The 25,500-nt window shown below is 63.8% G+C and carries 26 protein-coding genes; 16 read left to right on the top strand and 10 right to left on the bottom strand.

Features of this window, described 5'->3' with window-relative positions; translation table 11 throughout:
* Positions 1-87 precede the first annotated feature (87 nt).
* Complete coding sequence (locus CK230_RS03115; protein ID WP_095815699.1) at positions 88-726, bottom strand: TetR/AcrR family transcriptional regulator; 639 nt, start codon at positions 724-726, stop codon at positions 88-90.
* A 121-nt stretch (positions 727-847) separates the two neighbouring features.
* Here CK230_RS03115 and CK230_RS03110 point away from each other — a divergent pair, with 121 nt between their 5' ends.
* The 4 genes from CK230_RS03110 to CK230_RS03095 are packed head-to-tail and all read left to right on the top strand — an operon-like array spanning position 848 to position 4,157.
* Positions 848-2,098 carry a Zn-dependent hydrolase gene (locus CK230_RS03110; RefSeq protein ID WP_095815698.1) on the top strand — a complete coding sequence of 417 codons (1,251 nt, stop codon included), beginning with the start codon at positions 848-850 and terminating at the stop codon, positions 2,096-2,098.
* Positions 2,095-2,313: a hypothetical protein gene (locus CK230_RS03105; protein ID WP_095815697.1), complete on the top strand. Its 219-nt coding sequence runs from the start codon at positions 2,095-2,097 to the stop codon at positions 2,311-2,313. Before CK230_RS03110 ends, CK230_RS03105 begins: the two co-directional genes overlap by 4 nt.
* 13 nt (positions 2,314-2,326) lie before the next feature.
* Positions 2,327-3,778 (top strand): dihydropyrimidinase, encoded by a 1,452-nt coding sequence (gene hydA / locus CK230_RS03100; protein WP_095815696.1) that lies wholly within the window; start codon positions 2,327-2,329, stop codon positions 3,776-3,778.
* 37 nt (positions 3,779-3,815) lie between these two features.
* Positions 3,816-4,157, top strand: coding sequence for a hypothetical protein (locus CK230_RS03095; RefSeq protein WP_245429798.1), 342 nt, complete (start codon positions 3,816-3,818; stop codon positions 4,155-4,157).
* A gap of 23 nt (positions 4,158-4,180) precedes the next feature.
* On the opposite strand, the gene CK230_RS03090 is transcribed toward CK230_RS03095, so the two are convergent.
* The gene (locus CK230_RS03090) at positions 4,181-4,591 is read right to left on the bottom strand and encodes a cupin domain-containing protein (protein ID WP_176479989.1); all 411 of its coding nucleotides are present in this window, start codon (positions 4,589-4,591) and stop codon (positions 4,181-4,183) included.
* Between the two features lie 113 nt (positions 4,592-4,704).
* On the opposite strand from CK230_RS03090, the gene CK230_RS03085 reads away from it, so the two are divergent.
* From CK230_RS03085 to CK230_RS03060, 5 genes are all read left to right on the top strand, one after another.
* On the top strand, positions 4,705-5,496 hold the full coding sequence (locus tag CK230_RS03085; protein WP_095815693.1) for an ABC transporter ATP-binding protein: 792 nt from the start codon (positions 4,705-4,707) through the stop codon (positions 5,494-5,496).
* Positions 5,497-5,888: 392 nt separating this feature from the next.
* Positions 5,889-6,767 (top strand): ABC transporter permease, encoded by an 879-nt coding sequence (locus tag CK230_RS03075; protein ID WP_095815691.1) that lies wholly within the window; start codon positions 5,889-5,891, stop codon positions 6,765-6,767.
* The gene (locus CK230_RS03070; protein WP_095815690.1) at positions 6,764-7,918 is read left to right on the top strand and encodes an ABC transporter permease; all 1,155 of its coding nucleotides are present in this window, start codon (positions 6,764-6,766) and stop codon (positions 7,916-7,918) included. Before CK230_RS03075 ends, CK230_RS03070 begins: the two co-directional genes overlap by 4 nt.
* A 39-nt stretch (positions 7,919-7,957) precedes the next feature.
* The gene (locus tag CK230_RS03065) at positions 7,958-8,929 is read left to right on the top strand and encodes an ABC transporter substrate-binding protein (protein ID WP_095815689.1); all 972 of its coding nucleotides are present in this window, start codon (positions 7,958-7,960) and stop codon (positions 8,927-8,929) included.
* Positions 8,930-9,094: 165 nt separating this feature from the next.
* Positions 9,095-9,532: a CHRD domain-containing protein gene (locus tag CK230_RS03060; protein WP_095815688.1), complete on the top strand. Its 438-nt coding sequence runs from the start codon at positions 9,095-9,097 to the stop codon at positions 9,530-9,532.
* A gap of 228 nt (positions 9,533-9,760) precedes the next feature.
* Here CK230_RS03060 and CK230_RS03050 read toward each other — a convergent pair whose 3' ends face one another.
* From CK230_RS03050 to CK230_RS03040, 3 genes are all read right to left on the bottom strand, one after another.
* A complete protein-coding gene (locus CK230_RS03050; protein WP_095815687.1) occupies positions 9,761-11,410 on the bottom strand; it encodes a thiamine pyrophosphate-binding protein in 1,650 nt (549 codons plus the stop codon).
* Complete coding sequence (locus CK230_RS03045; RefSeq protein ID WP_095815686.1) at positions 11,407-12,579, bottom strand: CaiB/BaiF CoA-transferase family protein; 1,173 nt, start codon at positions 12,577-12,579, stop codon at positions 11,407-11,409. Before CK230_RS03045 ends, CK230_RS03050 begins: the two co-directional genes overlap by 4 nt.
* Positions 12,580-12,658: 79 nt before the next feature.
* A complete protein-coding gene (locus tag CK230_RS03040) occupies positions 12,659-13,588 on the bottom strand; it encodes an alpha/beta hydrolase (RefSeq protein ID WP_095815685.1) in 930 nt (309 codons plus the stop codon).
* Between the two features lie 195 nt (positions 13,589-13,783).
* Between CK230_RS03040 and CK230_RS03035 the strand changes: the two genes are divergently transcribed.
* From CK230_RS03035 to CK230_RS03020, 4 genes are all read left to right on the top strand, one after another.
* Positions 13,784-14,788 (top strand): ribonuclease, encoded by a 1,005-nt coding sequence (locus CK230_RS03035; RefSeq protein ID WP_095815684.1) that lies wholly within the window; start codon positions 13,784-13,786, stop codon positions 14,786-14,788.
* A gap of 282 nt (positions 14,789-15,070) precedes the next feature.
* A complete protein-coding gene (ettA, locus tag CK230_RS03030; protein ID WP_095815683.1) occupies positions 15,071-16,720 on the top strand; it encodes an energy-dependent translational throttle protein EttA in 1,650 nt (549 codons plus the stop codon).
* Between the two features lie 38 nt (positions 16,721-16,758).
* Positions 16,759-17,526 carry a trans-aconitate 2-methyltransferase gene (tam, locus tag CK230_RS03025; RefSeq protein WP_095815682.1) on the top strand — a complete coding sequence of 256 codons (768 nt, stop codon included), beginning with the start codon at positions 16,759-16,761 and terminating at the stop codon, positions 17,524-17,526.
* A gap of 208 nt (positions 17,527-17,734) precedes the next feature.
* A complete protein-coding gene (locus CK230_RS03020; RefSeq protein ID WP_095815681.1) occupies positions 17,735-18,856 on the top strand; it encodes a beta-ketoacyl-ACP synthase III in 1,122 nt (373 codons plus the stop codon).
* Between the two features lie 6 nt (positions 18,857-18,862).
* Here the strand turns inward: CK230_RS03020 and CK230_RS03015 are convergent, their stop codons facing one another.
* Positions 18,863-19,561 carry an isoprenylcysteine carboxylmethyltransferase family protein gene (locus CK230_RS03015; RefSeq protein ID WP_245429797.1) on the bottom strand — a complete coding sequence of 233 codons (699 nt, stop codon included), beginning with the start codon at positions 19,559-19,561 and terminating at the stop codon, positions 18,863-18,865.
* A gap of 48 nt (positions 19,562-19,609) precedes the next feature.
* Here CK230_RS03015 and CK230_RS03010 point away from each other — a divergent pair, with 48 nt between their 5' ends.
* Positions 19,610-20,236, top strand: coding sequence for an MOSC domain-containing protein (locus CK230_RS03010; protein ID WP_095815680.1), 627 nt, complete (start codon positions 19,610-19,612; stop codon positions 20,234-20,236).
* Between the two features lie 46 nt (positions 20,237-20,282).
* On the opposite strand, the gene CK230_RS03005 is transcribed toward CK230_RS03010, so the two are convergent.
* The 4 genes from CK230_RS03005 to tsaA form a co-directional block, all read right to left on the bottom strand.
* Positions 20,283-21,125, bottom strand: a complete 843-nt coding sequence (locus CK230_RS03005) for an SDR family oxidoreductase (RefSeq protein WP_095815679.1) — start codon at positions 21,123-21,125, stop codon at positions 20,283-20,285.
* A 224-nt stretch (positions 21,126-21,349) separates the two neighbouring features.
* Entirely contained in the window at positions 21,350-22,309 is a 960-nt protein-coding gene (locus tag CK230_RS03000) for a D-amino acid aminotransferase (RefSeq protein ID WP_095815678.1), read from the bottom strand.
* An 85-nt stretch (positions 22,310-22,394) separates the two neighbouring features.
* Complete coding sequence (locus CK230_RS02995; protein WP_095815677.1) at positions 22,395-22,709, bottom strand: DUF2293 domain-containing protein; 315 nt, start codon at positions 22,707-22,709, stop codon at positions 22,395-22,397.
* Positions 22,706-23,212, bottom strand: a complete 507-nt coding sequence (gene tsaA / locus CK230_RS02990; RefSeq protein ID WP_095815676.1) for a tRNA (N6-threonylcarbamoyladenosine(37)-N6)-methyltransferase TrmO — start codon at positions 23,210-23,212, stop codon at positions 22,706-22,708. Before tsaA ends, CK230_RS02995 begins: the two co-directional genes overlap by 4 nt.
* Positions 23,213-23,352: 140 nt before the next feature.
* Between tsaA and CK230_RS02985 the strand changes: the two genes are divergently transcribed.
* Positions 23,353-24,360 (top strand): metalloregulator ArsR/SmtB family transcription factor, encoded by a 1,008-nt coding sequence (locus tag CK230_RS02985; protein ID WP_095815675.1) that lies wholly within the window; start codon positions 23,353-23,355, stop codon positions 24,358-24,360.
* Positions 24,360-25,280, top strand: coding sequence for a methylenetetrahydrofolate reductase [NAD(P)H] (metF, locus tag CK230_RS02980; protein ID WP_095815674.1), 921 nt, complete (start codon positions 24,360-24,362; stop codon positions 25,278-25,280). Before CK230_RS02985 ends, metF begins: the two co-directional genes overlap by 1 nt.
* The last annotated feature ends 220 nt before the right edge of the window (positions 25,281-25,500 follow it).

Raw genomic sequence — 25,500 nt, 5'->3', positions numbered from 1 at the left:
TGCGGACATCCTTCCCGTTCAGGGGGGTGTCCGCGAAGCGGCTGGGCGAGGTCGGCTAAGAAGCGCCGACCTCGACAGTGGTGCGATTCAGGCAGGCTGGGCGCCGATGCCGGTCAGGATCACCCGTTTGATGTTCTCCTTGGCTTCTCGCCATTGCCGGTCGGAGAGCGACTTGCCGCCGTTCAGCGTCTCGATCTGGTGGCCGAAATCGGCGTAATGCTGGGTCGTGGCCCAGAGCATGTAGAGCAGATGCCGCGGGTCGACCGGGTCCATCTTGCCCTCGTCGATCCAGCGCCTGATGATCTCGACGCGGCCGTCGGTCCATTCGCGCAGGGTCGATTCCATATAGTCCTGAAGCACCGGCGCACCGTGCATCACTTCCGACGCCCAGACTTTCGAACCGTCCGGGTGGCGGCGCGATATCTCCATCTTGGCGTCGATATAGGCGCTGATGCCGTCCACCGGGCCGCGCGCGGCGTCGAAGCAATTGGCCGCCTGCAGCCAGATCTCGAAAATGTTCTGGACGACGGATCGGTAAAGCTCTTCCTTGGTGGCGAAATAATAGTGGAGGTTTGCCTTCGGCAGTCCCGCCAGATCGGCGATCAGCTGCATCGTGGCGCCGCCGAACCCGGCTTCCGCGAACACCTTTTCGGCGGCGAGCAGAATGGCTTTTTCATTCTCCCGCCTTATGTCCTGTCTGCGCATGGGGCGGGTGGTTTCGGCCATGTCTTCCCCAAGATTCTCGTTGACCGCTTGGTCAGCTTGTGTAGTCTGAAAGCTGACCATACGGTCAGGATGCAAACCACTCAAGAGGCGACAAGACCTCTGGTGCAAATGGGAACTGCAAATGGCCGCGCCGGGCGAAAATCTGCGAATCAATTCAGACCGCTTGTGGGATTCCATCATGGAGATGGCGAAGATTGGCCCCGGCATCGCCGGCGGCAACAATCGCCAGACCGTGACCGACGAGGATGGCGAGGGCCGCCATCTGTTCAAGCGCTGGTGCGATGCCGCCGGGCTCGAAATGGGCGTCGACGAGATGGGCACGATGTTCGCCCGCCGCGAAAGCACCGATCCCAGCCTGCCGCCCGTCTATGTCGGCAGCCATCTCGACACGCAGCCGACCGGCGGCAAATATGACGGCGTCCTCGGCGTGCTGGGCGGGTTGGAAGTCGTGCGCTCGCTCAACGATCTCGGCATCAAGACCAGGCATCCGATCGTCGTCACCAACTGGACCAACGAGGAAGGCGCGCGCTTCGCGCCGGCGATGATGGCCTCCGGCGTCTTTGCCGGCGTGCTCGACCAGGCCGATGTCTACCAGCATGTCGACAAGGACGGCAAAAAGTTCGGCGAGGAGCTCGAACGCATCGGCTGGAAGGGCACCGAGAAGGTCGGCGACCGCAAGATCCACGCTTTCTTCGAACTGCATATCGAGCAGGGACCGATCCTGGAGGACGAAGGCATCGACATCGGCGTCGTCACCCACGGCCAGGGCCTGAAATGGCTGCAGGTGACGCTGACCGGCAAGGAGGCGCATACCGGCTCGACGCCGATGCCGAAGCGCCGCAATGCCGGGCTCGGCATGGCGCGGGTCATCGAGCTGGTGCACGAGATCGCCATGGACTACCAGCCCGACGCCGTCGGCGCGGTCGGCCACATGCAGGCCTATCCGAACTCGCGCAACATCATCGCCGGGCGCACGGTCTTCACCATCGACATACGCTCGCCGGAAAAGGAAGTGCTCGACGCCATGGACGGGCGCATCCGCGAAGGCATCGACACGATCTGCGATGCGCTCGACATCAAATATGAGATCGAACAGGTCGGTCATTTCGATCCGGTCACCTTCGACAAGAACTGCGTCAAGGCGATCCGCGACGCCGCCGACAGGCTGGGCTACTCGCATCGCAACATCGTCTCGGGCGCCGGCCATGACGCCTGCTGGATCAACCGCGTCGCGCCGACCGCGATGGTGATGTGCCCCTGCGTCGACGGGCTCAGCCACAACGAGGCCGAAGAGATCACCAAGGAATGGGCGAGCGCTGGCGCCGACGTCTTGTTCCACGCGGTGGTGGAGACGGCGGGAATCGTCGAATGAAGATCGTCAAGCGGAGCACCGGGCAAGAGGCTGTTCCGGTCGATGGTCTGTATCAATGCTTTCCAAAGAGCGAGAACAATCGCGGAAAAGCAGTTCGATTTTCCACGATCGAGAAGGCGGCGGCGTTTCTCTGCGAAAACGTCGACTGGGGAATTTACATGAACCCGGGTGGCGCCTTGGTCTATCGCGATATTGCGATCGAGCGGGACCAATAGTTGGGAGAGAGATATGACCAAAGTCATCCGCAACGGCACCATCGTGACGGCCGACCGCACGTGGAAGGCCGACGTGCTGATGCAGCACGGCAAGATCGTCGCCATCGGCTCCAACCTGCATGGCGATCATGAGTTCGACGCCACCGGCTGCTATGTCATGCCGGGCGGCATCGATCCGCACACCCATCTCGAAATGCCCTTCATGGGCACTTATTCGGCCGACGATTTCGAATCCGGCACGCGCGCGGCACTGTCCGGTGGCACGACGATGGTGGTCGATTTCTGCCTGCCGGCGCCGCAGCAGTCGCTGCTGGAAGCGCTGCAGATGTGGGACAACAAGACCTCGAAGGCGTCGTGTGACTATTCCTTCCACATGGCCATCACCTGGTGGGGCAAGCAGGTGTTCGACGAGATGGCGACGGTGGTCGACCGGGGCATCACCTCATTCAAGCACTTCATGGCCTATAAGGGCGCGCTGATGGTCGACGATGACGAGATGTATGCGTCGTTCCAGCGCTGCGCCGATCTCGGCGCGCTGCCGCTGGTGCATGCCGAGAATGGGGACGTGGTCGCCGCCCTGTCGCAAAAACTTTTGGCCGCCGGCAACAACGGCCCCGAGGGGCACGCCTATTCGCGTCCGCCGGAAGTGGAAGGCGAGGCGACAAACCGGGCCATCATGATCGCCGACATGGCCGGCGTGCCGCTCTATGTCGTGCATGTCTCGTGCGAGCAGAGCCACGAGGCTATCCGCCGCGCCCGGCAGAAGGGCATGCGGGTGTTCGGCGAGCCGCTGATTCAGCATCTGACGCTCGACGAGACCGAGTATTTCAACAAGGACTGGGACCATGCGGCGCGACGCGTGATGAGCCCGCCCTTCCGCAGCAAGTGGCACCAGGATTCGCTGTGGGCCGGCCTGCAGGCCGGCTCGCTGCAGGTGGTTGCGACCGACCACTGCTCCTTCACCACCAAGCAGAAACGCAACGGCATCGGCGATTTCACCAAGATCCCGAACGGGACTGGCGGGCTCGAGGACCGCTTGCCGGTCCTGTGGACGACCGGCGTCAATACCGGGCGGTTGACGATGAACGAGTTCGTCGCGGTGACCTCGACCAACATCGCCAAGATCCTCAACATGTATCCGAAGAAGGGCGCGATCGTCGAAGGCGCCGACGCCGACATCATCGTGTGGGACCCGAAGCGCAAGAAGACAATCTCGGCCAAGAAGCAGCAGTCGGTGATCGACTACAATGTCTTCGAAGGTTTCGAGGTGACCGGGCTGCCGCGATTCGTCTTCTCGCGCGGCGAATTGTCGATCGAGGAAGCGGACGTCAAGGCCAAGGCCGGGCATGGCGAGTTCGTCGCCCGTGAGCCGAACGCCGCGGTCAACCGGGCGCTGTCGACCTGGAAGGAGATCTCCGCGCCACGCAAGGTGGAGCGTACCGGCATTCCGGCGACGGGGGTCTGAGATGCGGTGCGGTGGACTATTTTTAGGCGTAGCCTTTGTGCTTTCGGCCGGCCATGCATGGGCCGCCGGCATCGATCTCTCAAAACCTTATGGCGACAAATATGGCTGCATCAACCGGAACGGCCAGGAGGTCGCCGCCGACAAGATGCTGCTTTTGACCGACAAGGAACTGATCACGGCGGCCAGCGCCTGCACCTTCAGCGACAAGCAGCCCCAGGCCGACGGATCGCTGGTGGTGACGGCGAAATGCGAGGCGGAGGGCGAAGAGGGACAGGCGCCGACCAAGTTCACCATCAAGCGCAGCGCGAAGAGTGCCAAGAAGCTGGTGGTGGCCGACGAAGACGGCAATGTGATGGGCGAAGTCTCCCGGTGCAAATGACGGCGAGAGGCTTTTCCTCCATCTCAGGCAACCAGCCCATCCAGTTCCGGCAGCAGGACGACGCTTTCCTGTTCGTTGGGATCGGTGCGGGCGATGACCGCCGAGGACGGCGCCCCGCTCAGATTGGCGGGCAGATGCGGCACCCCGGCCGGAATGTAGAAGAGGTCGCCGGCCTTGACGACGATGTGGTGCTCGAGCCGGTCGCCGTACCAGGTGTGGACTTCGCCCGAGAGCACGTAGATGGCCGTCTCGTGGCTTTCATGCATATGCGCCTTGGCGCGCGCGCCGGGCGGCATGGTGAGAAGATGCATGCAGATGCCGGAGGAGCCGACGGTCTCGGCGGCGATGCCGGCGAAATAGCTCAGCCCCTGCTTGCCCTGATAGGTGCTTTCGGGTCGAACGAGATGACAGGTGGGTTTAGGCGACATCGGCAAGGCTCCGGGCGGCGTCGATCGGGTGGGACAGGACGAGTGGAAAGCAACGCTATCATAAAATCAACCGGATTGCGGACGGCGCGGCAGCGGCTGCGAAAGGCAGGCTGCAGCCAATGACCGAACAGCCGCCAGCCGTCGTTTCGGCAAGCAAGCTCGGCCTCACCTTCCAGACCAATGACGGTCCGGTGCAGGCGCTGTCCAATGTCGACCTGACCATCGGCAAGGGCGAATTCGTCTCCTTCATCGGCCCGTCCGGCTGCGGCAAGACGACCTTGCTGCGCGTCATTGCCGATCTGGAAAGAGCGACATCCGGGACAATCTCCGTCAACGGCATGACGCCCGAGCAGGCGCGCGAGAAGCGCGCTTACGGCTATGTCTTCCAGGCGGCCGCCTTGTTCCCGTGGCGCACCATCGAGCGCAATGTGGGATTGCCGCTGGAGATCATCGGGCTCAGCCAGGCCGAGCAGGCGAAGCGCATCAAGCGCACGCTGGAACTTGTCAATCTCTCGGGCTTCGAGAAGAAATATCCCTGGCAGCTTTCCGGCGGCATGCAGCAGCGCGCGTCGATCGCTCGCGCGCTCGCCTTCGACGCGGACCTTTTGTTGATGGACGAGCCGTTCGGCGCGCTGGACGAGATCGTGCGCGACCATCTCAACGAACAGCTCCTCGACCTCTGGGCGCGGACCAACAAGACGATCTGCTTCGTCACCCATTCGATCCCCGAGGCGGTGTATCTGTCGACCCGCATCGTGGTGATGTCGCCACGGCCGGGCCGCGTCACCGACATCATCGAATCGACGCTGCCGAAGGAGCGGCCGCTCGACATCCGCGAGACGCCGGAGTTTTTGGCGATCGCCGCGCGCGTGCGGGATGGGTTGAGGGCCGGGCACAGCTATGATGATTGAGGCGGATGAGAATATGCGCCCTCCTCTCCCCACCGGGGAGAGGGTGGCCGCGCAGCGGCCGGGTGAGGGGACGGCCCCCCGCGCCTTCGTCATCCTAGGGCGGAGCAGAGGCGCCAACGCGCGCGTGAAGGCAACCGGCGACCGCGATTTCGTCATCCTAGGGCGGAGCGACGCGAAGCGGAGCGCAGACCCTAGGATCCATTTCGTGACGCTGGTTGAAGGGCGTAAGCGGTCCAGAATGCGTAACAGCCAGGGCGCAGCGCAGCCAGTCATATTCTGCACCGCTGCGGAGCGTCGAGGTAACGGCATGGATCCTAGGGTCTGCGCTGCGTCGCTTCGCTCCTTGCTCCGCCCTAGGATGACGAAGGCGCGCGGCCCGCGAGGGCAACGCCATGGATAGCTTCCGTTCCAAAATCATCCCCGTCACCACCATCCTCGCCGGCGTGGTCGTGCTCTGGTACGTCTTTACCGTGATCCTCAACGCGCCGTTCCAGCGCGATCTCGATCAACGAGGCAATGAGACGCCCGGCACGGTCGAGTTCATCGGCAAGACGCTGTCGCAGCCGAAGCCGACCCTGCCGGCGCCGCACCAGGTGGCGGTGAATTTCTTCGAAAACACTTTTCTGCGGTCTGTCACCTCGAACCGCAGCCTCGTCTACAACGCCTGGGTGACGCTGTCCTCGACGCTGCTCGGTTTCGCCTTCGGCACCGCACTCGGCATCGTCATCGCAGTGGGCATCGTGCATGTGTCGACGCTCGACCGCAGCCTGATGCCGTGGATCATCGCCTCGCAGACCATTCCGATCCTGGCGGTGGCGCCGATGATCATCGTGGTGCTGGCGGCGATCGGGATCACCGGACTGATCCCGAAGGCGCTCATCTCGACCTACCTGTCGTTCTTCCCCGTTGCCGTCGGCATGGTGAAAGGCCTGCGCTCGCCCGAGCTCATGCATCTCGATCTCATGCACACCTATAACGCCAGCGCCTCGCAGACCTTCTGGAAACTGCGCGTGCCGGCCTCGGTGCCGTTCCTGTTCACCTCGATGAAGGTGGCTGTGGCGGCAAGCCTGGTCGGCGCCATCGTCGGCGAACTGCCGACGGGCGCGGTCGCTGGCATCGGCGCCAAGCTGCTCGCCGGCGCCTATTACAGCCAGACCATCGATATCTGGTCGGCGCTGGTGGCAGGCTCCATCGTCGCGGCGCTGCTGGTGATGGTGGTGGGCATTGCCGGACGCCTCGTCGACCGCGCCATGGGCGGGAGGCCGGCATGACCTGGCTGAAGCCATCCTGGCAGGCAGCGCTTGCCATCCTTCTTTGCCTGGCCGCCTTGGCGCTTGGCGTGATGTCGAAACCGGAGGCCACGGCTCTGGCGCAGCCGACGGCAATAATTGCCTATCCCTATATGGGCGCAAAAGGCCTGATCATCGGGCTGCTGCTGATCGCGGCGCTTGTCTCGATCGTGAAGCTCACCCCGATCGCTGAGGCGATCGTGCTGTTCGTAGGCGCCCATGCCGCAGCCTGGCTGCTGATCAAGGGTATCGCCGGTTTTGAGGGCACCGCGCTTGCTCCGTATTTCCTGCTGCTTACCGCGGCCTGGCTGCTTGCCTGGCGCTGCGTGGCCTTGCTCTCCTCATTGCGTCCGGGCCAAAGCGTCGTAAGGAACGCGCTGCGGCTGATCATCCCGGCGATCTTCGGCGCCTGGATCCTGATCATCTGGGAAGCGGTGACGCGCGGCGCCGGCATTCCCTTCATCCTCTTGCCGCCGCCCAGCGCCATCGGCGCGCGCATCGCCAACTCGCTGCCGATCCTGGGCTCGGATGTGCGGCAGACGATCTTCAAGGCGGTGCTCATCGGCTATCTCGTCGGCAATCTCGCCGGCTTCGTCGTCGCCATCCTCGCCGACCGCGTGCCGTTCCTCAGGCGCGGGCTGCTGCCGATCGGCAACATGGTTTCCGCGCTGCCGATCATCGGCGTAGCACCGATTATGGTCATGTGGTTCGGCTTCGACTGGCCGTCCAAGGCCGCGGTCGTCATCATCATGACCTTCTTCCCGATGCTGGTGAACACTGTCGCGGGCCTAGCCGCCTCCGGGCATATGGAACGCGACCTGATGCGCACCTATGCCTCGGGTTACTGGCCGACGCTGCTCAAGCTCAGGCTGCCGGCGGCAATGCCTTTCATCTTCAATGCGCTGAAGATCAACTCGACGCTGGCCCTGATCGGCGCCATCGTCGCCGAGTTCTTCGGCACGCCTGTCGTGGGCATGGGATTCCGCATCTCGACGGAAGTCGGGCGGATGAACATCGACATGGTGTGGGCCGAAATCGCAGTTGCAGCACTGGCGGGTTCGGTCTTTTATGGCGTGGTTGCTCTCATCGAGAGAGCCGTCACGTTTTGGCATCCCTCTGTCCGAGGTGGATAGGGGCGGTGGGTTTGGGCACTAACTCCAGAGGGTAAAAACATGAAAAGACTGCTGATTTCCGCCTTGGCCGGCGCCATGTCGCTGGCCGCCTTCCAGGCGATGGCCGCCGACAAGGTGACACTGCAATTGAAATGGGTCACGCAGGCCCAGTTCGCCGGCTACTATGTCGCCAAGGCCAAGGGTTTTTATGAAGCCGAAGGCCTCGACGTCGAAATCAAGCCGGGCGGCCCGGACATCGCGCCCGAGCAGGTGATCGCCGGCGGCGGCGCCGACGTCATCGTCGACTGGATGGGTGGCGCGCTGGCGGCCCGCGACAAGGGCGTGGGGCTCGTCAACATCGCCCAGCCGTTCAAGAAGGCCGGCATGGAACTGGTCTGCCCCAAGGCCGGGCCGATCAAGACCGAAGCCGACTTCAAGGGTCATACGCTCGGCGTCTGGTTCTTCGGCAACGAATATCCCTTCTACGCCTGGATGAACAAGATCGGTCTCAAGACCGATGGCGGCCCGGATGGCGTCACCGTGCTCAAGCAGAGCTTTGACGTGCAGCCGCTGATCCAGAAGCAGGCCGACTGCATCTCGGTCATGACCTACAACGAATACGGTCAGGTGCTGGATGCCGGCTACAAGCCGGAAGACCTGATCGTCTTCAACTACTCGGCCATGGGCAACGACCTGTTGGAAGACGGGCTCTACACGCTCGAGGACAAGCTCAAGGATCCGGCCTTCGAGGACAAGATGGTTCGCTTCGTGCGCGCCTCGATGAAGGGCTGGAAATATGCCACGGAGAACACCGACGAGGCGGCCGAAATCGTCGTCGACGCCGGCGGCCAGGACGAGAACCACCAGAAGTTCATGATGAAGGAAGTGGCCAAGCTGGTCGACAACGCCGACGGCAAGCTGATCCCGGCCGCTTACGAGCGCACCGCCAAGGCGCTGCTCGACCAGAAGATCATCAGCAAGGAGGCGAGCGGCGCCTACACGACCGCGATCACCGACAAGGCGATCAAATAAGCTTGGGTCTCTACAACCGACATTGAAAGGGGCGGGCGACCGCCCCTTTTTCTTGGCCGCGGTAAAATAATCGTGTGCCGGGATACATCGGGCCGCCCAACCGTTGATTGACGCATCCGCGCGCCGGGGAGCTGCGCAGGATGCTGCAATCAACGGAGGTTCTTCATGCGCATCCTATCCGTGCCGATGCTTTCGGCTTTGGCCGTTTCGACCGCCTTCCTTCTCGCATCGCCGGCTATGGCCGAGACGATGAAGTTCACGGCGACGCTCGACGGCAGCCAGCAGAGCCCGCCCGTGACCACCAAGGGCAAGGGAACCGCCACTCTCACCTTCGATACGACAACCAAGAAGCTGAGCTGGAACGTCAAATATTCCGGTCTCAGCGGGCCTGCCGTGGCCGCTCACATCCACGGCCCGGCGGATAAGGGCGCGAATGCGGACCCCGTCATCCCGTTCAAGAAGCTGAAGAGCCCGATCAAGGGATCGGCGACGCTGACCGACGCGCAGGCATCCGATCTGGAGGCCGGCAAATATTACGTCAACATCCACACAGCCAAGAACAAGGACGGCGAGATCCGCGGCCAGATCGAGAAGGCGATGTAGCACGGCGAATTGCATTGAACTTTGAAGGCTGGCGGGACAGCGCCCCCCTCTGTCCTGCCGGACATCTCCCCCACAAGGGGGGAGATCAGATGTCACGTCGGCTTTCGCCAATCACCGGCGTTTCAAAAGTGGCGGGGCGATGGAACTGCCGATCTCCCCCCAAGTGGGGGAGATGTCCGGCAGGACAGAGGGGGGCGCGAAGGAACTCTGCCTAGGCCTTGTAGGCACTCAGCTCTTGTTGCGGATCTGCGTCAGCGTGCGGGTCGGCGTGATCGCTTCGGGATCGAGCTTGATCTCGACGATCGCCGGCTTGCCGCTGGCCAGCGCGCGTTCGAAAGCCGGCGCGAAGTCGGCGGTCTTTTCGACTGTCTCGCCATGGCCGCCATAGGCACGGGCAAGTGCTGCAAAGTCCGGATTCTTCAGCTCGGTGGCGACGACGCGGCTCGGATACTCCCGCTCCTGATGCATGCGGATGGTGCCGTAAATGCCGTTGTTGACGACGATGACGATGATCGGCAGGTCGTATTGAACAGCCGTCGCGAACTCCTGACCGTTCATCAGGAAGCAGCCGTCGCCGGCGAAGGCAATCACGGTGCGATCCGGGAACAATGATTTGGCGGCAACGGCAGCCGGCGTACCGTAGCCCATCGAGCCGGACGTCGGTGCGGCTTGTGTGCCGAAGCGGCGGCTGCGGTAGAAGCGATGCACCCAGGTGGCGTAGTTGCCGGCGCCGTTGGTGAGAATGGCGTCCTCCGGCAGGACCTTGCCCAGATGTTCGATGATCGGACCCATCTGGACGGCCCCGGGGCCGGTCTGCGGCGGCGTCGACCATTCCAGATAGGCGGCGTGCGCCTTTTCCGCCTCGGCAGCCCAGGAAGGGCTAGCGGCGGGCTTGCGTTTGGCGAAGGCCTCGACGAAGGCGGCGGGCGAGGCATTGATGGCCAGCGTCGGCCGGTAGACGCGGCCGAGCTCGCCGGCATCGGCATGGACATGCACCAGCGCCTGGTCGGGGTAAGGGCTTTTCAGCAGCGTGTAGTCGGAAGACGGCATCTCGCCCAGGCGGCCGCCGATCAGAAGCACCACGTCGGCCTGCTTGATCCGCTCTGCGAGCTTTGGATTGATGCCGATGCCGACATCGCCGGCGTAGTTGGGATGGAGATGGTCGAACAGCATCTGGCGGCGGAAGGAGCAGCCAACGGGCAGCGACCACGTCTCGGCGATGGTGCGCATATGCGCCACTGCCTCCTCGTTCCAGCGCGTGCCGCCGAGGATGACGAACGGCCGCTTGGCGTTGGCGAGCAGCATTTGCAGCGCGTCGAGCTCAGCTTCGCCGGGACGCGTCTCGACGGGCGTGTGCGGCAGCGCTGCCGGAGCCTCGACCTCGCTGGTCAGCATGTCCTCCGGCAGCGAGATGACCACCGGGCCGGGGCGTCCTGACGTCGCCACCGCGAAGGCGCGGGTGACGAATTCCGGGATGCGTGCGGCATCGTCGATCTCGACTACCCATTTGGCGATGTCGCCGAAGAAGCGCTTGTAGTCGACCTCTTGAAAAGCCTCGCGTTCCTTGGCGTGGCTAGCGACCTGGCCGATGAACAGGATCATCGGCACCGAATCCTGCATGGCGATATGGACGCCGGCCGAGGCGTTGGTGGCGCCGGGGCCGCGGGTGACGAAGCAGATGCCGGGCTTGCCGGTCAGCCGGCCCTGGCAGTCGGCCATCATCGCGGCGCCCCCCTCCTGGCGGCAGACGATGGTGCGGATCGAAGAGTCATGCAGCGCGTCGAGCACCGCGAGATAGGATTCGCCCGGAACGCAGAAGATGCGGTCGGTGCCGTTCGCTTCGAGCGCCTCGACGATCAGTTGTCCGCCGGTCTTCATTCTGTTCTCTCCAGTTCGGCAAGGATTTCTTGCGTGTGCTCACCAAGGCGCGGCGAGGGGCGCTCATAGACGAGCGGCGTGCCCGACATCACCATCGGTGCGCGCACCGAGGGCAGGCGGTTGCCATGGCCGTCGTCGAGGTCGAGGCGCATCCCGCGCGCGATGGTCTGCGGGTCGGCGAACATCTGGCCGATCGTGTTGATCGGGCTTGCCGGCACGCCGGCGGCTTCCAGCTTCGCCAGCAGCGGATCGCGGTCGAATGTAGCCAGCTTCGCTATGATCGTCTCGCGCAGTCTCGCGCGATTGGCGACACGGGCCGGGTTGGTGGCGAAATCCGGGTTGGTGGGTAGGTCGGTCAAGCCGACCGCGGCGCAGAACTTGCCGAACTGGCCGTCATTGCCGACCGCAAGGATGATGTGGCCGTCGCGCACCGGCAGCACCTCGTAAGGCGCGATGTTCATATGGGCATTGCCCATCTGCACCGGCGACTTGCCGGAGACCAGATAGTTGAGGTTCTGATTGCCGAGCGCCGAGATCTGGCTGTCGTAGAGCGCCATGTCGATGTACTGGCCGTCGCCGGTCTTTTCCGCATGGCGCAAGGCCGCCTGGATGGCGATCACCGAATAGAGGCCGGTGAAGAGATCGGAGATGGCCACGCCGGCCTTCTGCGGCTCGCGGCCGGGCTCGCCGGTGATCGACATCATGCCGGCCATGGCCTGGATGATGAAATCGTAGCCGGCGCGGGGCGCGTAAGGACCGTCCTGGCCGAAGCCGGTGATCGAGCAATAGACGAGACGCGGGTTGATCGCCTTCAGGCTTTCATAGTCGAGGCCGTATTTCTTCAGGCCGCCGAGCTTGAAGTTCTCGATCAGCACGTCGGCGGTGGCGACCAGCTTGCGCAGCGTCTCGGCGCCCTCGGGCTTGGAGAAGTCGATGGCTATGGAGCGCTTGCCGCGGTTGCAGGAATGGTAATAGGCGGCCGAAAGGTTCTCGCCGTCATGGCTCATGACAAAAGGCGGACCCCATTTGCGGGTGTCGTCGCCGCCGTCCGGGCTTTCGACCTTGATGACATCGGCGCCGAGGTCGGCCAGCAATTGCCCGGCCCAGGGGCCGGCCAGGATGCGGGCAAGTTCGATAACGCGGATGCCTTTCAGCGGGGGTTCGGCCATGGATCACCGTGGTTAAACAAAGCGCAGCCTCTAGCAATCGGGGCGGCCCGTGTCACGACCCATGCGATAGGCCACCGCGTCAGGATTTCAGCACGCTGTCCGCCCAGGCGGCAAAATCGTTCATTACGGCGTCGCGGTTGATCTCGTTCAGGCTTTCATGGCGGGTTTCCGGGTAAACCTTTGAAACCAGATTCGAAAAGCCCATCGCCTGCATGCGCTTTGCGAGATGATGGACGGCCTTGCCGTAGTCCGACGCCGGATCCTTCTCTCCGCCGACAAGGTTGACGAAGAGGTCGCGCCGGACGCCAGCAAAGCTCGAATCCTTGCCGGCGTGCTGCGCCATGTTGACCACGTCGCGCCACATCGAGATGGAGGCGTCCCAGCCGCAGAGCGGGTCGGCGACATATTTGTCGACCTCGACCGGATCGCGCGAGAGCCAGTCGAACAAGGTGCGGTGGTTGGGCACTGCCTTGCCCCAGGCCTGGAAGGTGAGCTTCGGCAGAAGCCGCGACGGTACGTCGGAGCCCAGCCGCATCCGTTCCCAGCCCAGGATGAGCAGCGCCAAATGGCCGAGAAGCCCTTGCGAGAAATTTCCGTTCCAGATCGCGGCGGCATGGACGCGTGGCGAATGGCGCAGCACGAAGTTGAGCGCTATCGAGGCGCCGAGCGAATGTCCAAAAACGATCACCGGCAAGCCCGGGTGCTCGGCCGCGATCAGGTCGTGCACGGCGTCGACATCGGCGATCACCTTGGCGATGCCGTCGCTGTCGGCGAACTTGCCGAGCGGCGCGTCGGGCGCCTTCGTCGCGCCATGGCCACGGTGGTCATGGGCATAGACGTGGAAGCCGCGCGGCGCGAGGTAATCGGCGAAACGGGCATAGCGCGCCGCATGCTCGGCCAGGCCGTGGTTGATCTGGACCACCGCGCGTGGCTTCGCCGCTTGCTTCACATAAAGGTTGAGCTCGGCCCCGGTCGGTGAGGCCAGCCTGGTTTGCTTGTCAAATGGCATATCTCGCTCCCTCGGCGACTGTTGGGCGAGGGCGCCACGGACGTCAAGTGGACGAGCGCGCTTGCGAGCACGCCGATGAGAGCGTGCTCAGCTGGGGATTGTTCTTTCGCACGATGAAAAAGATCGCAATTCTGACACGTCGCCTGTTCTAGTGTGACGAATCCAATACGGTTCAATGATCGCCGGGAGAGCGGGATGCGGGTTTGGGTATTGTGGGGTTCGATGGTGCTGGCTCTGGCCGGCGCCGGCGCGGCTAATGCCGACGTCAAGATGAGCGGAACTTTCGTGGCAGACAGCGCCTGTCCGGCGACGCAGGCCATCAAGAGCGGCAAGAACCCCGGCAATATCTCGACCGAGACGGGCAAGAGCTACGAGCTTCTTGCCGGCAACAAGGACGAGCCCACCCACTACCTCATCCAGGTGCCGGGCGCCGACCCCGAGCGGCGCTGGGTGAAGATCAGCTGCGGCCATGTCAGCGGCGGCAGCGCGGCGACGACCCCGGCGCCTGGCGGTCAGGCGAAGCCGTCGGCCTCCGGAAAACCCGAATATGTCTTTGCGCTGAGCTGGCAGCCGGCCTTCTGCGAGACCAAGGCGAGCAAGCCCGAATGCAAGGCGCAGAACCCGACTGAGTTCGATGCCTCGCATTTTACGCTGCATGGGCTGTGGCCGCAGCCCAACGGCAATTTCTATTGCCAGGTGCCGGCGGCCGACAAGGCCAATGACAATCCGGCGCATTGGGGAGATTTGCCGCCGGTAAAGCTCGATGCCAACACGCGCGCCGAGCTCGACCAGGTGATGCCGGGCACCGCCTCCAAGCTGGAGCGGCATGAATGGATCAAGCACGGCACCTGCTACGGCAAAAGCCAGCAGGAGTATTTCTCCGACGCCCTCAACTTGATGCGGGCGGTGAACGCCTCGGCGGTGCGCGATCTCTTCACCAAGAACATCGGCAAGCAACTGACCTCGGACGAGATCCGCAGCGCCTTCAACGCGGCCTTCGGCGCCGGCGCCGGGGACCGCGTGCGCGTCTCCTGCCTGGTCGACCCGTCGAGCGGCCGGCGCCTGATCGGCGAGATCACGCTCGGCCTGTCAGGCCCGATCGGCCCTGACAGCAAGCTCGCCGATCTCTTGATGGCGTCCGCGCCGACAGGCAAGGCCGGTTGTCCGAAAGGCACGGTCGACGCGATCGGTTTCCAGTGACGGGAGTTCTTTGGTCGGCCGTTCTTGCCCGAAATCGCGGATTGGTCGCGATTTCCCAACCTAGCGTCGTTTTGAAGGCGAATGGTTAACCGCTTCTTTCGCACGATCGCGGAGTAGCGAAAAGCTGTTGACGGACCTGGACCGACGAACTGGCGGCGCAAACCGCAGAATGCGACCCGTTTGGCCGCCGGCGTGCCGAAAGCGATTGCCGTTCGGCGCTTCATCGCCTACATAGCGCCCAACCCCCATTCACCTTGACACTAGTTTCCAGGGAAAGCGCGCGTGGCTCGCCAGTTCATCTATCACATGTCAGGCCTGTCGAAGGCCTATGGCACCAAGAAGGTGCTCGATAACGTTCACCTGTCCTTCTATCCGGACGCCAAGATCGGCATCCTTGGCCCCAACGGCTCGGGCAAGTCGACGATCCTGCGCATCATGGCCGGGCTCGACAAGGAGTTCCAGGGCGAGGCGTGGCTGGCCGAGGGCGCCACCGTAGGCTACCTCGCGCAGGAGCCTCAGCTCGACAACAACAAGACCGTGCGTGAAAACGTCATGGACGGCGTCGCCAGGAAGACCGCCATCATCGAGCGCTACAACGAGCTGATGATGAACTATTCCGACGAGACGGCCGACGAGTCGGCCAAGCTCCAGGACGAGATGGACCGCCTCAATCTGTGGGATCTCGAACAGCAGGTCGAGATGGCGATGGACGCGCTGCAGTGCCCGCCGCCGGATTCCGAGGTGACCAACCTGTCGGGCGGTGAGCGCCGCCGCGTGGCGCTGTGCCGGCTGCTGCTCGAACAGCCTGACCTGTTGCTGCTCGACGAACCGACCAACCATCTCGACGCCGAGACCACGCAGTGGCTGGAAAAGCATCTGCGCGACTATCCGGGCTCGGTGCTGATCATCACCCACGATCGCTACTTCCTCGACAACGTCACCGGCTGGATCCTTGAGCTCGACCGTGGCCGCGGCATCCCCTACGAGGGCAACTACACCAAATATCTCGACGCCAAGGCCAAGCGCCTGATCCAGGAAGGCCGCGAGGACGACGCCCGCCAGAAGTCGATCTGGCGCGAGCGCGAGTGGATCCAATCCTCGCCGAAGGCACGCCAGACCAAGTCGAAGGCGCGCATCAAGGCCTATGAGGAATTGGTCGAGCAGTCTCAGAACCGCAAGCCGACCGACACGCAGATCGTCATCCCGGCGAGCGAGCGCCTCGGCAATGTCGTCATCGAGGTCGAAGGCCTCAACAAGGGTTTTGGCGACGAGCTCTTGATCGAGAACCTGTCGTTCCGGCTGCCGCCGGGCGGCATTGTCGGCGTCATCGGCCCGAACGGCGCCGGCAAGACGACGCTGTTCAAGACCTTCACCGGCCAGGAAAAGCCGGACTCCGGCTCGATCCGCATCGGCGAGACGGTCAAGCTCGGCTATGTCGACCAGAGCCGCGACGCGCTCGATCCGAACAAGACGGTGTGGGAAGAGATTTCGGGCGGCGCCGAGGTGATCAAGCTCGGCAAGCACGAGGTCAACAGCCGCGCCTACTGCTCGTCCTTCAATTTCCGCGGCGGCGACCAGCAGCAGAAGGTCGGCAACCTGTCGGGCGGCCAGCGCAACCGCGTCCACCTGGCCAAGATGCTGAAGGGCGGCGGCAATGTTCTGCTGCTCGACGAACCGACCAACGACCTCGACACCGAAACACTGGCCGCGCTGGAAGACGCGCTGGAAGCCTATGCCGGCTGCGCCGTCATCATCAGCCACGATCGCATGTTCCTCGACCGCATGGCGACCCACATGCTGGCCTTCGAGGGCGACGCGCATGTCGAATGGTTCGAAGGCAATTTCGAGGAATATGAGAAGGACAAGCTGCGGCGCCTGGGCGCCGAAGCGGCCACCCCGCACCGCATGACGCACAAGCGGCTGACGCGGTAGCATCGGTCCGAGGGCGGCAACAGAGCGAAGGTTCTAACATGGCTGACTGGTCCGCCGCCCAATATCTGAAGTTCGAAGATGAGCGCACGCGGCCCGCGCGCGATCTCGTGGCGCAGGTGCCGGTCGATTTTCCGCGCCGCGTCGTCGATATCGGCTGCGGTCCAGGCAACTCGACGGAGCTTCTGGTCGAGCGCTGGCCGGACGCCCAGGTCAGCGGCTTCGACACCTCGCCCGACATGATCGAGAAGGCGCGGGCACGGCTGCCCAATGTCAATTTCGAGCTGGCGGATGCTGCCGGATGGCAGCCCGAGCATCCCGTCGACGTCATCTTCGCCAACGCCGTCTTCCAGTGGCTGCCGGAGCATCCGGCGGTGTTCCAGCGGCTGATGGGGCTTCTGGCGCCGGGCGGCGCTTTGGCCGTCCAGATGCCGGACAATCTCGGCGAAGCCTCGCACCAGCTGATGCGCGAGACAGCAGTGGAAGTGCCGTTCGCGGCCAAGCTCGAGGGCGCCGCGCGCGGGCCGCTGCCGCCGGTGTCCTTCTACTACGATCTTCTGTCGCCGCTCGCCGACCGGCTCGATATCTGGCACACCATCTACAACCATCCGCTGGCCGATGCCGAAGCGATCGTCGAATGGGTCAAGTCGACAGGACTGAAGCCGTTCCTCGATCCGCTCGACGCGGATGAAAAGAAGGTGTTTCTCGACAGCTATACCACCAAGATCGCCAAGGCCTATCCGAAGACCGCGAACGGCAAGGTGCTGCTGCGCTTTCCGCGGATATTCATCGTCGCCAAGCGAGCGTGAGCAAATTCCGGCAATGCGCGTTTCGCCGCGATGCCAGCAAGGGTTGTCGATTTAAGCTGGCATAAACCGGCCAAATGCGACAAGGGTTGCACCGGGCCATTTCCGCGCCCACATCAGAGCCCGTCACGCCCGGGGCCATTTGTTCAACGCAATTCCGAACGGAAAACCGGTTCCCACCTTTCCTGGAATTGCTCTAGACGGATTGGACATGCATCGCGTCATCATCAGCGGCATCGGCGCCGAAATCCCTGAACCCGTCATCACCAATGAAGAGCTGGTCGCAAGCTTCAACAGCTGGGTCGACATCGAGAATGCGCGCCGCGCCGACACTGGCGAGCCGCTTTTGCAGAAGTCGGATAGCGACTTCATCGTGCATGCCTCGGGCGTGAAGAGCCGCCATGTCATCGAGCGCGAGGGCATCCTCGATCCGACCCGCATGTCACCGCGCATTCCGGCGCGGCCGGACGACGCGCTGTCATTGGAGGCGGAGTTCGGCATCGCCTCGGCCAGGAAAGCGCTTGCCCATGCGGGCGTCGACGGTTCGGACATCGATCTGGTCATCTGCTCGGCCTCGCATCATCAGCGGCCCTATCCGGCCATCGCCATCGAGATGCAGGAGGCCTTGGGGACCAAGGGCGCCGGCTTCGATATGGGGCTGGGCTGCTCTTCAGCGGCGGCCGCGCTGCATGTCGCCGTCAACCTGGTGAGGGCAGGGGCGCACAAGCGCATCCTGGTGTCGACGCCGGAAATCATCACCGGCCATCTCAACTTCCGCGACCGGCAGACGCATTTCATCTTCGGCGATGCCTCGGTCGCCATGGTCGTCGAGGGGTTGGCGCAGGGCGAAAAGCGGCCGGGGCGTTTCGAGGTGCTCGACACGCGCACCTGGACGCAGATGTCGAACAACATCCGCACCAATCTCGGCTATCACACGCGCACCGCCCAGGACGATCCCTACATGATCAACCTGGAAGGCAATCTCATCAAGCAGGTCGGCAACAAGGTGTTCAAGGAAGTCACCGTCGCCGGCCAGAAATTTATCGTCGAGTTCCTGGCCGAGCACGGGCTGACGCCGGACGGCATCCGCCGCTTCTGGCTGCATCAGGCCAATGCGCGCATGAATGCGATGATCCTGAAATTGTCCTTCGGCCACGATGTCGACCATGACCGCGCGCCGATGGTGCTGGAGCGGCTCGGCAACACCGCCGGCGCCGGCGCGATCGTGGCATTGTCGGAGAACCATGCCGACATGAAGGCCGGCGATTTCGGTCTGATCTGCGCCTTCGGCGCCGGCTATTCGATCGGCGGCGCGTTGCTGAGAATGCTGTAGCTGCCTTTAAGCCGGCGCGAAGGGTACCAGCATCGGCACGCGCCTGGCATAGTCGTCATAGGCCGGGCCGAGTTCGCCGCGCAGGAAGCTTTCTTCCAGCCTCGCCTTGACGACGACGCCGACGAGCAGCAGCGCGGCGCCGGCGACGCCCCAGACCGTGCCCTTGACGGCCATGGTGGCGAGGATCGACAGCAGCAGGCCGGTGTAGATCGGGTGGCGGACGAGGCTATAGGGGCCGGTATCGATCACGCGATGATCGGCCTTGGCGGTGACGTTGGCCGACCACAGCCGGCCAAGATGCAGACGCGCCCACCAGGCGAAGGCGATGCCGAGCGCGATCAGAGAAACGCAGATCCAGGCCTCGGCGAGCGTCGGCGTCCAGAGCCGCAGCCGGCCGGCATAGCCGTGCGCCGGCACGAACAGCAGCACCGTGCCGGCCAGCCAAAGGACACGATAGCGCGCCTCCGACTTGCGATCGGCTCGCTTTTGCGGGGGATCGGCCCAGGACGCGGCAAGAAGCCACGATATCAGCCAAAACAGCCAAAGGGCGGCAACAGCTTGTCCAACCTGCATGATCGAGCCTTCCCGATTGCGCGCGCAGTCGTCTATGCCGCCGGCGCGGCAGCATTGCGGTTCGCAGAGGTTGGCGAAAGCGATTTGCGGTAAGAAGATCGTGATCGCCATCAAGCGGCGTGATCGGTTCATCAGCGCTTTCGACTGGACCGCATTCTTCGGCACCTTTAGACCAGCGGCATGCAGGAAACGAACCTCGAACTTTTTCCCGTGGCGGAACCGGTGGTGGAAATCGTGCCCGGCCGCAAGCTGACGGCAAGGGCAGCCGCGCTCTATGCCGCTCCGCATGATCATTTCGAGACGCGGGCGGTCGAGGAATTGCAGCTTGGCTTCGACGGCATCGAGGGCGACTTCCATGGCGGGACGACGCGGCGTTCCGGCGGGCGCGAGCCCTGGTATGCGCGCGGCACCGAGATGCGCAATGAGCGGCAATTGTCGCTCGTTGCCGCCGATGAGCTCGACATTGTCGCGCAGCGCATGGGCCTTGATGAGATCAGGCCGGAATGGATCGGCGCCAATCTGATGGTCGAAGGCGTGCCGCATCTGTCGATGCTGCCGGCCGGCTCGCTGATGTTCTTCAAGGGCGGCGTGACGCTCAAAATCGACGGCCAGAACAAGCCCTGCCGCTTTGCCGGACGGTCGATTGCCGAGCATGTCGGCGCCGTGGATATCGATGCCACCGCACTGCTCTTTCCCAAGGAGGCGAAACGGCTGCGCGGCCTTGTCGCCTGGGTGGAAAAGCCGGGCGTGATAAGAGCCGGCGAAGAGATTTCCGTGCGGGTGCCGGAGCAGTGGATCTATCGCTGACGGGAGGGCCATGCCGCGTAAGGCGACATGGCCCAGTGTTTTGGGGTCAGGCCGCCTTGCGGTTCTTGTTGGCGCCCTGCGCCATCACCGAAACATCATCCCACTTTTCCCAGGTGGCGATGCGATTGGCGTATTCCTGCTTGATCATCGGCAGGCCGGCGTCGCCGAAGAAGACCCTGAGCGGTGGCTCGGCAGCGTCGACGATGGCGAGCATCGCCGGGCCGGTCGCTTCGGGGTCGCCCGCCACGGCTCGGCTGCGACGCTCGGCCATGGCCGCGCGTGCCGGCGCATAGGCGTCGATCGGCTTCGAGACCTTCGCCGAAGGTCCGGCCCAGTCGGTGGAGAAACCGCCCGGCTCGACCAGGGTCACGTGAATACCGAACTGCGCGACCTCGAGGCTGAGTGACTGGCTGAAGGCTTCCAACGCCCATTTCGAGGCGTGGTAGAGGCCGAGCGAGGCGAACGCGTTGACGCCGCCGATCGACGAGATCTGGATGATGTGGCCGGAGCGCTGCGCCCGCATGATGGGCAGCGCCGCCTGCGTCACCCAAAGCGCGCCGAAGACGTTGGTCTCAATCTGGTCGCGCGCTTCCTGCTCGGTGACTTCCTCGATGGCGCCGAAATGGCCGTAGCCGGCATTGTTGATGACAACGTCGAGCCGGCCGAACCGCTTGTGCGCCTCGGCGACCGCGGCATCGACGGCTTGCTTGTCAGTGACATCGAGTTTTATGGCCGCGATCCTGTCGCCATATTTCTCGACGAGATCGGCGAGCGTGCCGGCGTCGCGGGCGGTGGCGGCGACGCGATCGCCGCGGGCGAGCGCTGCCTCGGCCCAGACGCGGCCAAAGCCCTTCGACGATCCGGTGATGAACCAAACCTTATCAGTCATGATCTGTGATCCTTGCCCTTGGAGCGGTGCAGCGCCTCTCAGGATCGCGGGCACTCCAAGTGTTTGTTTTGCGCAATTCCGGACGGAAAACGGCTATGCGCTTTTCCTGGGATTGCCTTAGGGGCGATGTATTCCGGATATAAGCGGAGGTTACTCCGCTTGCTGCATGTACGGCGCTTTCGGCGATTTTCCAGAGGCGCCGCCGGATTTATTTGGCGGGCACGTCAGGGATAGCGCACCGCGCTCGACCAGGCCGGGTCCTCATGCCTTTTCCAGTACAGCGCCATCAGCCGCTCGGTGATCGGACCGACCTTGCCGCCGGCGACAGGCGCGCCGTCGATCGTGGTGACCGACATGATGCCGCCGGCGGTCGAGGTGATGAAGACCTCGTCGGCGCCTTTGAGAGCGGCGACGCCGACCGCTTCAGCTGTTACGGCGAGACCGATTTCGGCGCACAGGTCGAAGACGGTGCGGCGCGTGATGCCGGGCAACACGCCGACGGCCGGCGTCGATAATTTGCCGTCCTTGACGCTGAAGACGTTGAATCCCGGGCCTTCGGCGACATTGCCGTTGAAGTCGAGGATCAGCGCGGTGTCGGCGCCACGGTCATAGGCATCGTAAAGGCCGCGCACGAGATCGAGCCAGTGGTAGTTCTTGATCGAAGGATCGATCGAGGCCGGCGGGATGCGCACCTTGTCGCTGATCGCAACATGCAGGCCCTGCCGCAGCTGTTCGGCATTGGCGACCGAGCCGAAGGGAACAGCGAAAGCCATGAAGCGGTTGATCGCCTGGCGCGGGTCGCGGCTGAAGGTCGGCGAGGCGCCGCGCGTGCACAGCATCTCGACGTAAGCCGCGCGGTGGCCGGAGAGCGCGACGCAATTGTGGAGAATCTCCGCAACGCCATCGCGATCGAACGGGATCGTCATGCGCAGCTTCTCCAGCCCGCCGAAGAACCGGTCGAGATGCAGGTCGAGGCGGAAGAAGCGGCCGTCCCAGACATGGACCGTGTCGTAGGTGGCGTCCGAATGCAGAAAGCCCCAATCCAGCACCGAGATCTTGGCCTGCGACATCGGCAGATACTGCCCGTCGAGGAAGGCGACGCCGTCCGGATAGGCGTGCGGGTCGAGATGGCGATCGGAGAGAAATGGGAAGGATTCGGCTGGCGTCGCGGCGGCCTGGCTCATTTCATTCCTCCTCGGGCGTTCCGGTGAAGCAGGCTAGCGTCCGGTTGCGGATGCAGTAGAGCCAGGCAGGCAGCGCTGCTTGGCCTCATTCGTCCTCGTCGTCTTCCTCCAGCAGCCTCGTGGCGCGCCAGCGGGTGAGCACCACATTGGTCTGTTCGATGACAAAGAAACGCGCCGAATCCCGGTCGTAGCCTTCGGCGAGCAGCTTTTCATAGTCGGTATGGGCGTGACGGATATGGGCGATCGTTGCCAGCCACACCGCGATCGTCGGCGGCAGAGTCTTCATGTGCACGGAACCGGCGTCGGCGCGGATCTTTTCCATGTCGGCATAGGGCGCCAAGGGAAGAAGCGCGGTCAGCGCCTTGGCAATGGCGCGGCGGCGGCCGGTGGGGGCGCTCATTTGTCGTCGCGCCCGGCGATGGTCGCTTCGGGGAAGGCGTCGGTTGAAGCGTAGTAGGGCTTGATGTCGATGACCGGCGTGGCGTCGAGCACATCGATGGCGTCGATCTCGATCCGGCCGGCCTCCATGTCGAGCGCGACGAGCTTCGCCACATGCAGGCCGACCGGGTTCGGCCGGGCAGGGGAGCGCAGCGAGAAAACGCCTTTCGGTTCAGCCGCATGGCGGGGTTTCTGCACGATCAGATTGCGCGGCGCGTGATGCAGCCAGGACAGGATGACGATGTGGCTGGCGCGTTCCAGGTTTTGCAGGCCCGGGCGATAAGGCTCGTCGATCAGAACTTCCGCGGTTCGCCCGGATTCGCGGGCGGCGCGCATGTTCTTGGGGCAGTCTTCGCGACTGACCCAGGGCGAGGCGATGCGGCCGACAAAGACGACATGGCCATCCGGCCGCAATCCCGCCGGATCGGCTGCAAGAAGCGTTTCGCCTTCGCGCGTCTCGAACATCCTCTTCACTCCGCGCAAGAACCGCCTGCCAGGCGCGGATCACGGCTGCGCCATTTTCTTGTCCGGAAGCGACATAGCGCTTGCCATGGTTTCAAAATCGACATAAACATATCTTTATATCTTTCAACGAGAGCCCGCTCATGCATGTCTCGCTCGACACAATGGTAGATACATTGAAGGCGGCGGCCGAATCCAGCCGGCTGCGCATCCTTGTGCTGCTGTCGCGGGGCGATCTCACTGTATCCGACCTCACCGAGATCCTCGGCCAGTCGCAGCCGCGCGTCTCGCGCCATCTGAAGCTGCTGCTCGATGCCGGGCTGATCGGCCGCTACCAGGAGGGGTCCTGGGCCTTCTTCCGGCTGACCGATACGGACAATTCGCGCGATTTCGTGCAGCGTCTCGTCTCAGGCATCAGCGAAGGCGACCCGCAGGTGGTGCGCGATCTGGAGCGGCTGGCGGCGGTCAAGCGCAAAAGGCAGGACCGGGCCGCCGAATATTTCTCCGAGAACGCCGCAAGCTGGGATCATATCCGCTCGCTGCATGCGCCGGACCGCGCGGTGGAGGCGGCGCTCATCAAGCTCGTCGGCAAGCGGCCGTTCCAGTCGATGCTCGACCTCGGCACCGGCACGGGCCGGCTGCTCGAAATCTTTTCGCCGCTCTACCGGCGCGGCGTCGGCATCGACATGTCGCGCGAGATGCTGACGGTGGCGCGCGCCAATCTCGACAAGGCTGGCATCGCCAATGCGCAGGTTCGCCAGGGCGACATTTTCTCACCGCCGGTCGAGCGCAACGCCTTCGATCTCGTCACCATCCACCAGGTGCTGCACTATCTCGACGATCCCGCCCGCGCCATCGCCGAAGCAGCGCGGCTGCTGCGCCCATCGGGTCGGCTGATCGTCGTCGACTTCGCGCCGCATGATCTCGAATTCCTGCGCGACCAGCATGCGCATATGCGGCTCGGCTTCTCCGACCGGCAGATGTCGGACTGGTTCTCGGAGGCCGGCCTCGACCTGGAGGACAGCCAGGAATTCGAGCCGCGCGGCGGCAACGAGGCAAGGCTCACCGTAAAACTCTGGCTCGGCCGCGACCGCCGCCTGCAGATCGCCGATCCGTCCAACGATTCCTTGCCAGTGAGGGAAACTGCTTGATGAACCAGTTCCGCTTTTCCCGCCGCCCTGATATCGGCGACAAGGTCAGGGTGTCATTCGAGTTCTTCCCGCCGAAGAACGACGAGATGGAAGCAAGGCTGTGGGACACGGTCACGCGGCTGGAGCCGCTGAAGCCGAAATTCGTCTCGGTGACCTATGGCGCCGGCGGCTCGACCCGCGAGCGCACGGCGCGCACGGTCAAGCGCATCCTCAACGAGACGACGCTGACGCCGGCGGCGCATATGACTTGCGTCGACGCGGCGCGTGACCAAGTCGACGCCGTCATCCGGGAATTTGTCGACTTCGGCGTCACCCGTTTCGTCGCGCTGCGCGGCGATCCGGCCGCAGGCGTCGGAACCGCTTATCGCCCGCATCCCGACGGCTACGCCAATGGCGCCGAACTGGTCGGCGCGCTGAAGAGCGTCGGCGATTTCGACATCTCAGTCTCGGCCTATCCGGAAAAGCATCCGGAAAGCCCGGATTTCGCCACCGACATCGACATGCTGAAGCGTAAGGTCGACAACGGCGCGACGCGGGCGATCACCCAGTTCTTCTTCGACAACGACCTCTACGAGCGCTATGTCGAGCGGGCACGCCGCGCCGGCATCTATATCCCGATCGTGCCGGGCATCCTGCCGGTGCATAATTTCACGCAGGTCGCCAATTTCTCGTCGCGCTGCGGGGCGCTGGTGCCGGCATGGCTCGCCGAGCGTTTCGAAGGGCTGGAGAACGACCCGCAGACGCACGCGCTGGTGGCCTCGGCCGTGGCGGCGGAGCAGGTGCTCGACCTTGTCGAGCGCGGCGTCGGCGACTTCCATTTCTACACGATGAACCGTGCCGACCTCGTCTTTGCCATCTGCCACATGATCGGCATCCGTTCGCATGAGGCGGAGGCGGCGGCTGGTTCGGCCGCGGCATGAGACAGGCTGCGAGGAAAGTCAGGCTGCAATGGAAAAGGCCGGGTTAGAACCCGGCCTTTTCGAACTCTTGGACTATCCTCGGTGTCTGGTCTTCCCGGCTTTGGCGGGTCAGGGAAGAACGCCTATGATAAGGGCACCGATGAATGCGAATGCGGCACAAATCATCAAAGCGTTGATCGGCCTCGTCAGTCCCATGCCATAGCCTCCTCTTCAGAGCTAT

The organism is Mesorhizobium sp. WSM3859 (assembly GCF_002295065.1).
In the GTDB taxonomy this organism is placed as follows: Bacteria; Pseudomonadota; Alphaproteobacteria; order Rhizobiales; family Rhizobiaceae; genus Mesorhizobium.
This window is presented reverse-complemented; position numbering and strand designations above follow the sequence as displayed.

What these genes read in the sequence shown, in the direction of transcription:
- CK230_RS03115 (WP_095815699.1), bottom strand. Translation starts at nt 726, where the DNA reads ATGGCCGAAACCACCCGCCCCATGCGCAGACAGGACATAAGGCGGGAG.
- CK230_RS03110 (WP_095815698.1), top strand. Translation starts at nt 848, where the DNA reads ATGGCCGCGCCGGGCGAAAATCTGCGAATCAATTCAGACCGCTTGTGG.
- CK230_RS03105 (WP_095815697.1), top strand. Translation starts at nt 2,095, where the DNA reads ATGAAGATCGTCAAGCGGAGCACCGGGCAAGAGGCTGTTCCGGTCGAT.
- hydA (WP_095815696.1), top strand. Translation starts at nt 2,327, where the DNA reads ATGACCAAAGTCATCCGCAACGGCACCATCGTGACGGCCGACCGCACG.
- CK230_RS03085 (WP_095815693.1), top strand. Translation starts at nt 4,705, where the DNA reads ATGACCGAACAGCCGCCAGCCGTCGTTTCGGCAAGCAAGCTCGGCCTC.
- CK230_RS03075 (WP_095815691.1), top strand. Translation starts at nt 5,889, where the DNA reads ATGGATAGCTTCCGTTCCAAAATCATCCCCGTCACCACCATCCTCGCC.
- CK230_RS03070 (WP_095815690.1), top strand. Translation starts at nt 6,764, where the DNA reads ATGACCTGGCTGAAGCCATCCTGGCAGGCAGCGCTTGCCATCCTTCTT.
- CK230_RS03065 (WP_095815689.1), top strand. Translation starts at nt 7,958, where the DNA reads ATGAAAAGACTGCTGATTTCCGCCTTGGCCGGCGCCATGTCGCTGGCC.
- CK230_RS03060 (WP_095815688.1), top strand. Translation starts at nt 9,095, where the DNA reads ATGCGCATCCTATCCGTGCCGATGCTTTCGGCTTTGGCCGTTTCGACC.
- CK230_RS03050 (WP_095815687.1), bottom strand. Translation starts at nt 11,410, where the DNA reads ATGAAGACCGGCGGACAACTGATCGTCGAGGCGCTCGAAGCGAACGGC.
- CK230_RS03045 (WP_095815686.1), bottom strand. Translation starts at nt 12,579, where the DNA reads ATGGCCGAACCCCCGCTGAAAGGCATCCGCGTTATCGAACTTGCCCGC.
- CK230_RS03040 (WP_095815685.1), bottom strand. Translation starts at nt 13,588, where the DNA reads ATGCCATTTGACAAGCAAACCAGGCTGGCCTCACCGACCGGGGCCGAG.
- CK230_RS03035 (WP_095815684.1), top strand. Translation starts at nt 13,784, where the DNA reads ATGCGGGTTTGGGTATTGTGGGGTTCGATGGTGCTGGCTCTGGCCGGC.
- tam (WP_095815682.1), top strand. Translation starts at nt 16,759, where the DNA reads ATGGCTGACTGGTCCGCCGCCCAATATCTGAAGTTCGAAGATGAGCGC.
- CK230_RS03020 (WP_095815681.1), top strand. Translation starts at nt 17,735, where the DNA reads ATGCATCGCGTCATCATCAGCGGCATCGGCGCCGAAATCCCTGAACCC.
- CK230_RS03015 (WP_245429797.1), bottom strand. Translation starts at nt 19,561, where the DNA reads ATGAACCGATCACGCCGCTTGATGGCGATCACGATCTTCTTACCGCAA.
- CK230_RS03010 (WP_095815680.1), top strand. Translation starts at nt 19,610, where the DNA reads ATGCAGGAAACGAACCTCGAACTTTTTCCCGTGGCGGAACCGGTGGTG.
- CK230_RS03005 (WP_095815679.1), bottom strand. Translation starts at nt 21,125, where the DNA reads ATGACTGATAAGGTTTGGTTCATCACCGGATCGTCGAAGGGCTTTGGC.
- CK230_RS03000 (WP_095815678.1), bottom strand. Translation starts at nt 22,309, where the DNA reads ATGAGCCAGGCCGCCGCGACGCCAGCCGAATCCTTCCCATTTCTCTCC.
- CK230_RS02995 (WP_095815677.1), bottom strand. Translation starts at nt 22,709, where the DNA reads ATGAGCGCCCCCACCGGCCGCCGCCGCGCCATTGCCAAGGCGCTGACC.
- tsaA (WP_095815676.1), bottom strand. Translation starts at nt 23,212, where the DNA reads ATGTTCGAGACGCGCGAAGGCGAAACGCTTCTTGCAGCCGATCCGGCG.
- CK230_RS02985 (WP_095815675.1), top strand. Translation starts at nt 23,353, where the DNA reads ATGCATGTCTCGCTCGACACAATGGTAGATACATTGAAGGCGGCGGCC.
- metF (WP_095815674.1), top strand. Translation starts at nt 24,360, where the DNA reads ATGAACCAGTTCCGCTTTTCCCGCCGCCCTGATATCGGCGACAAGGTC.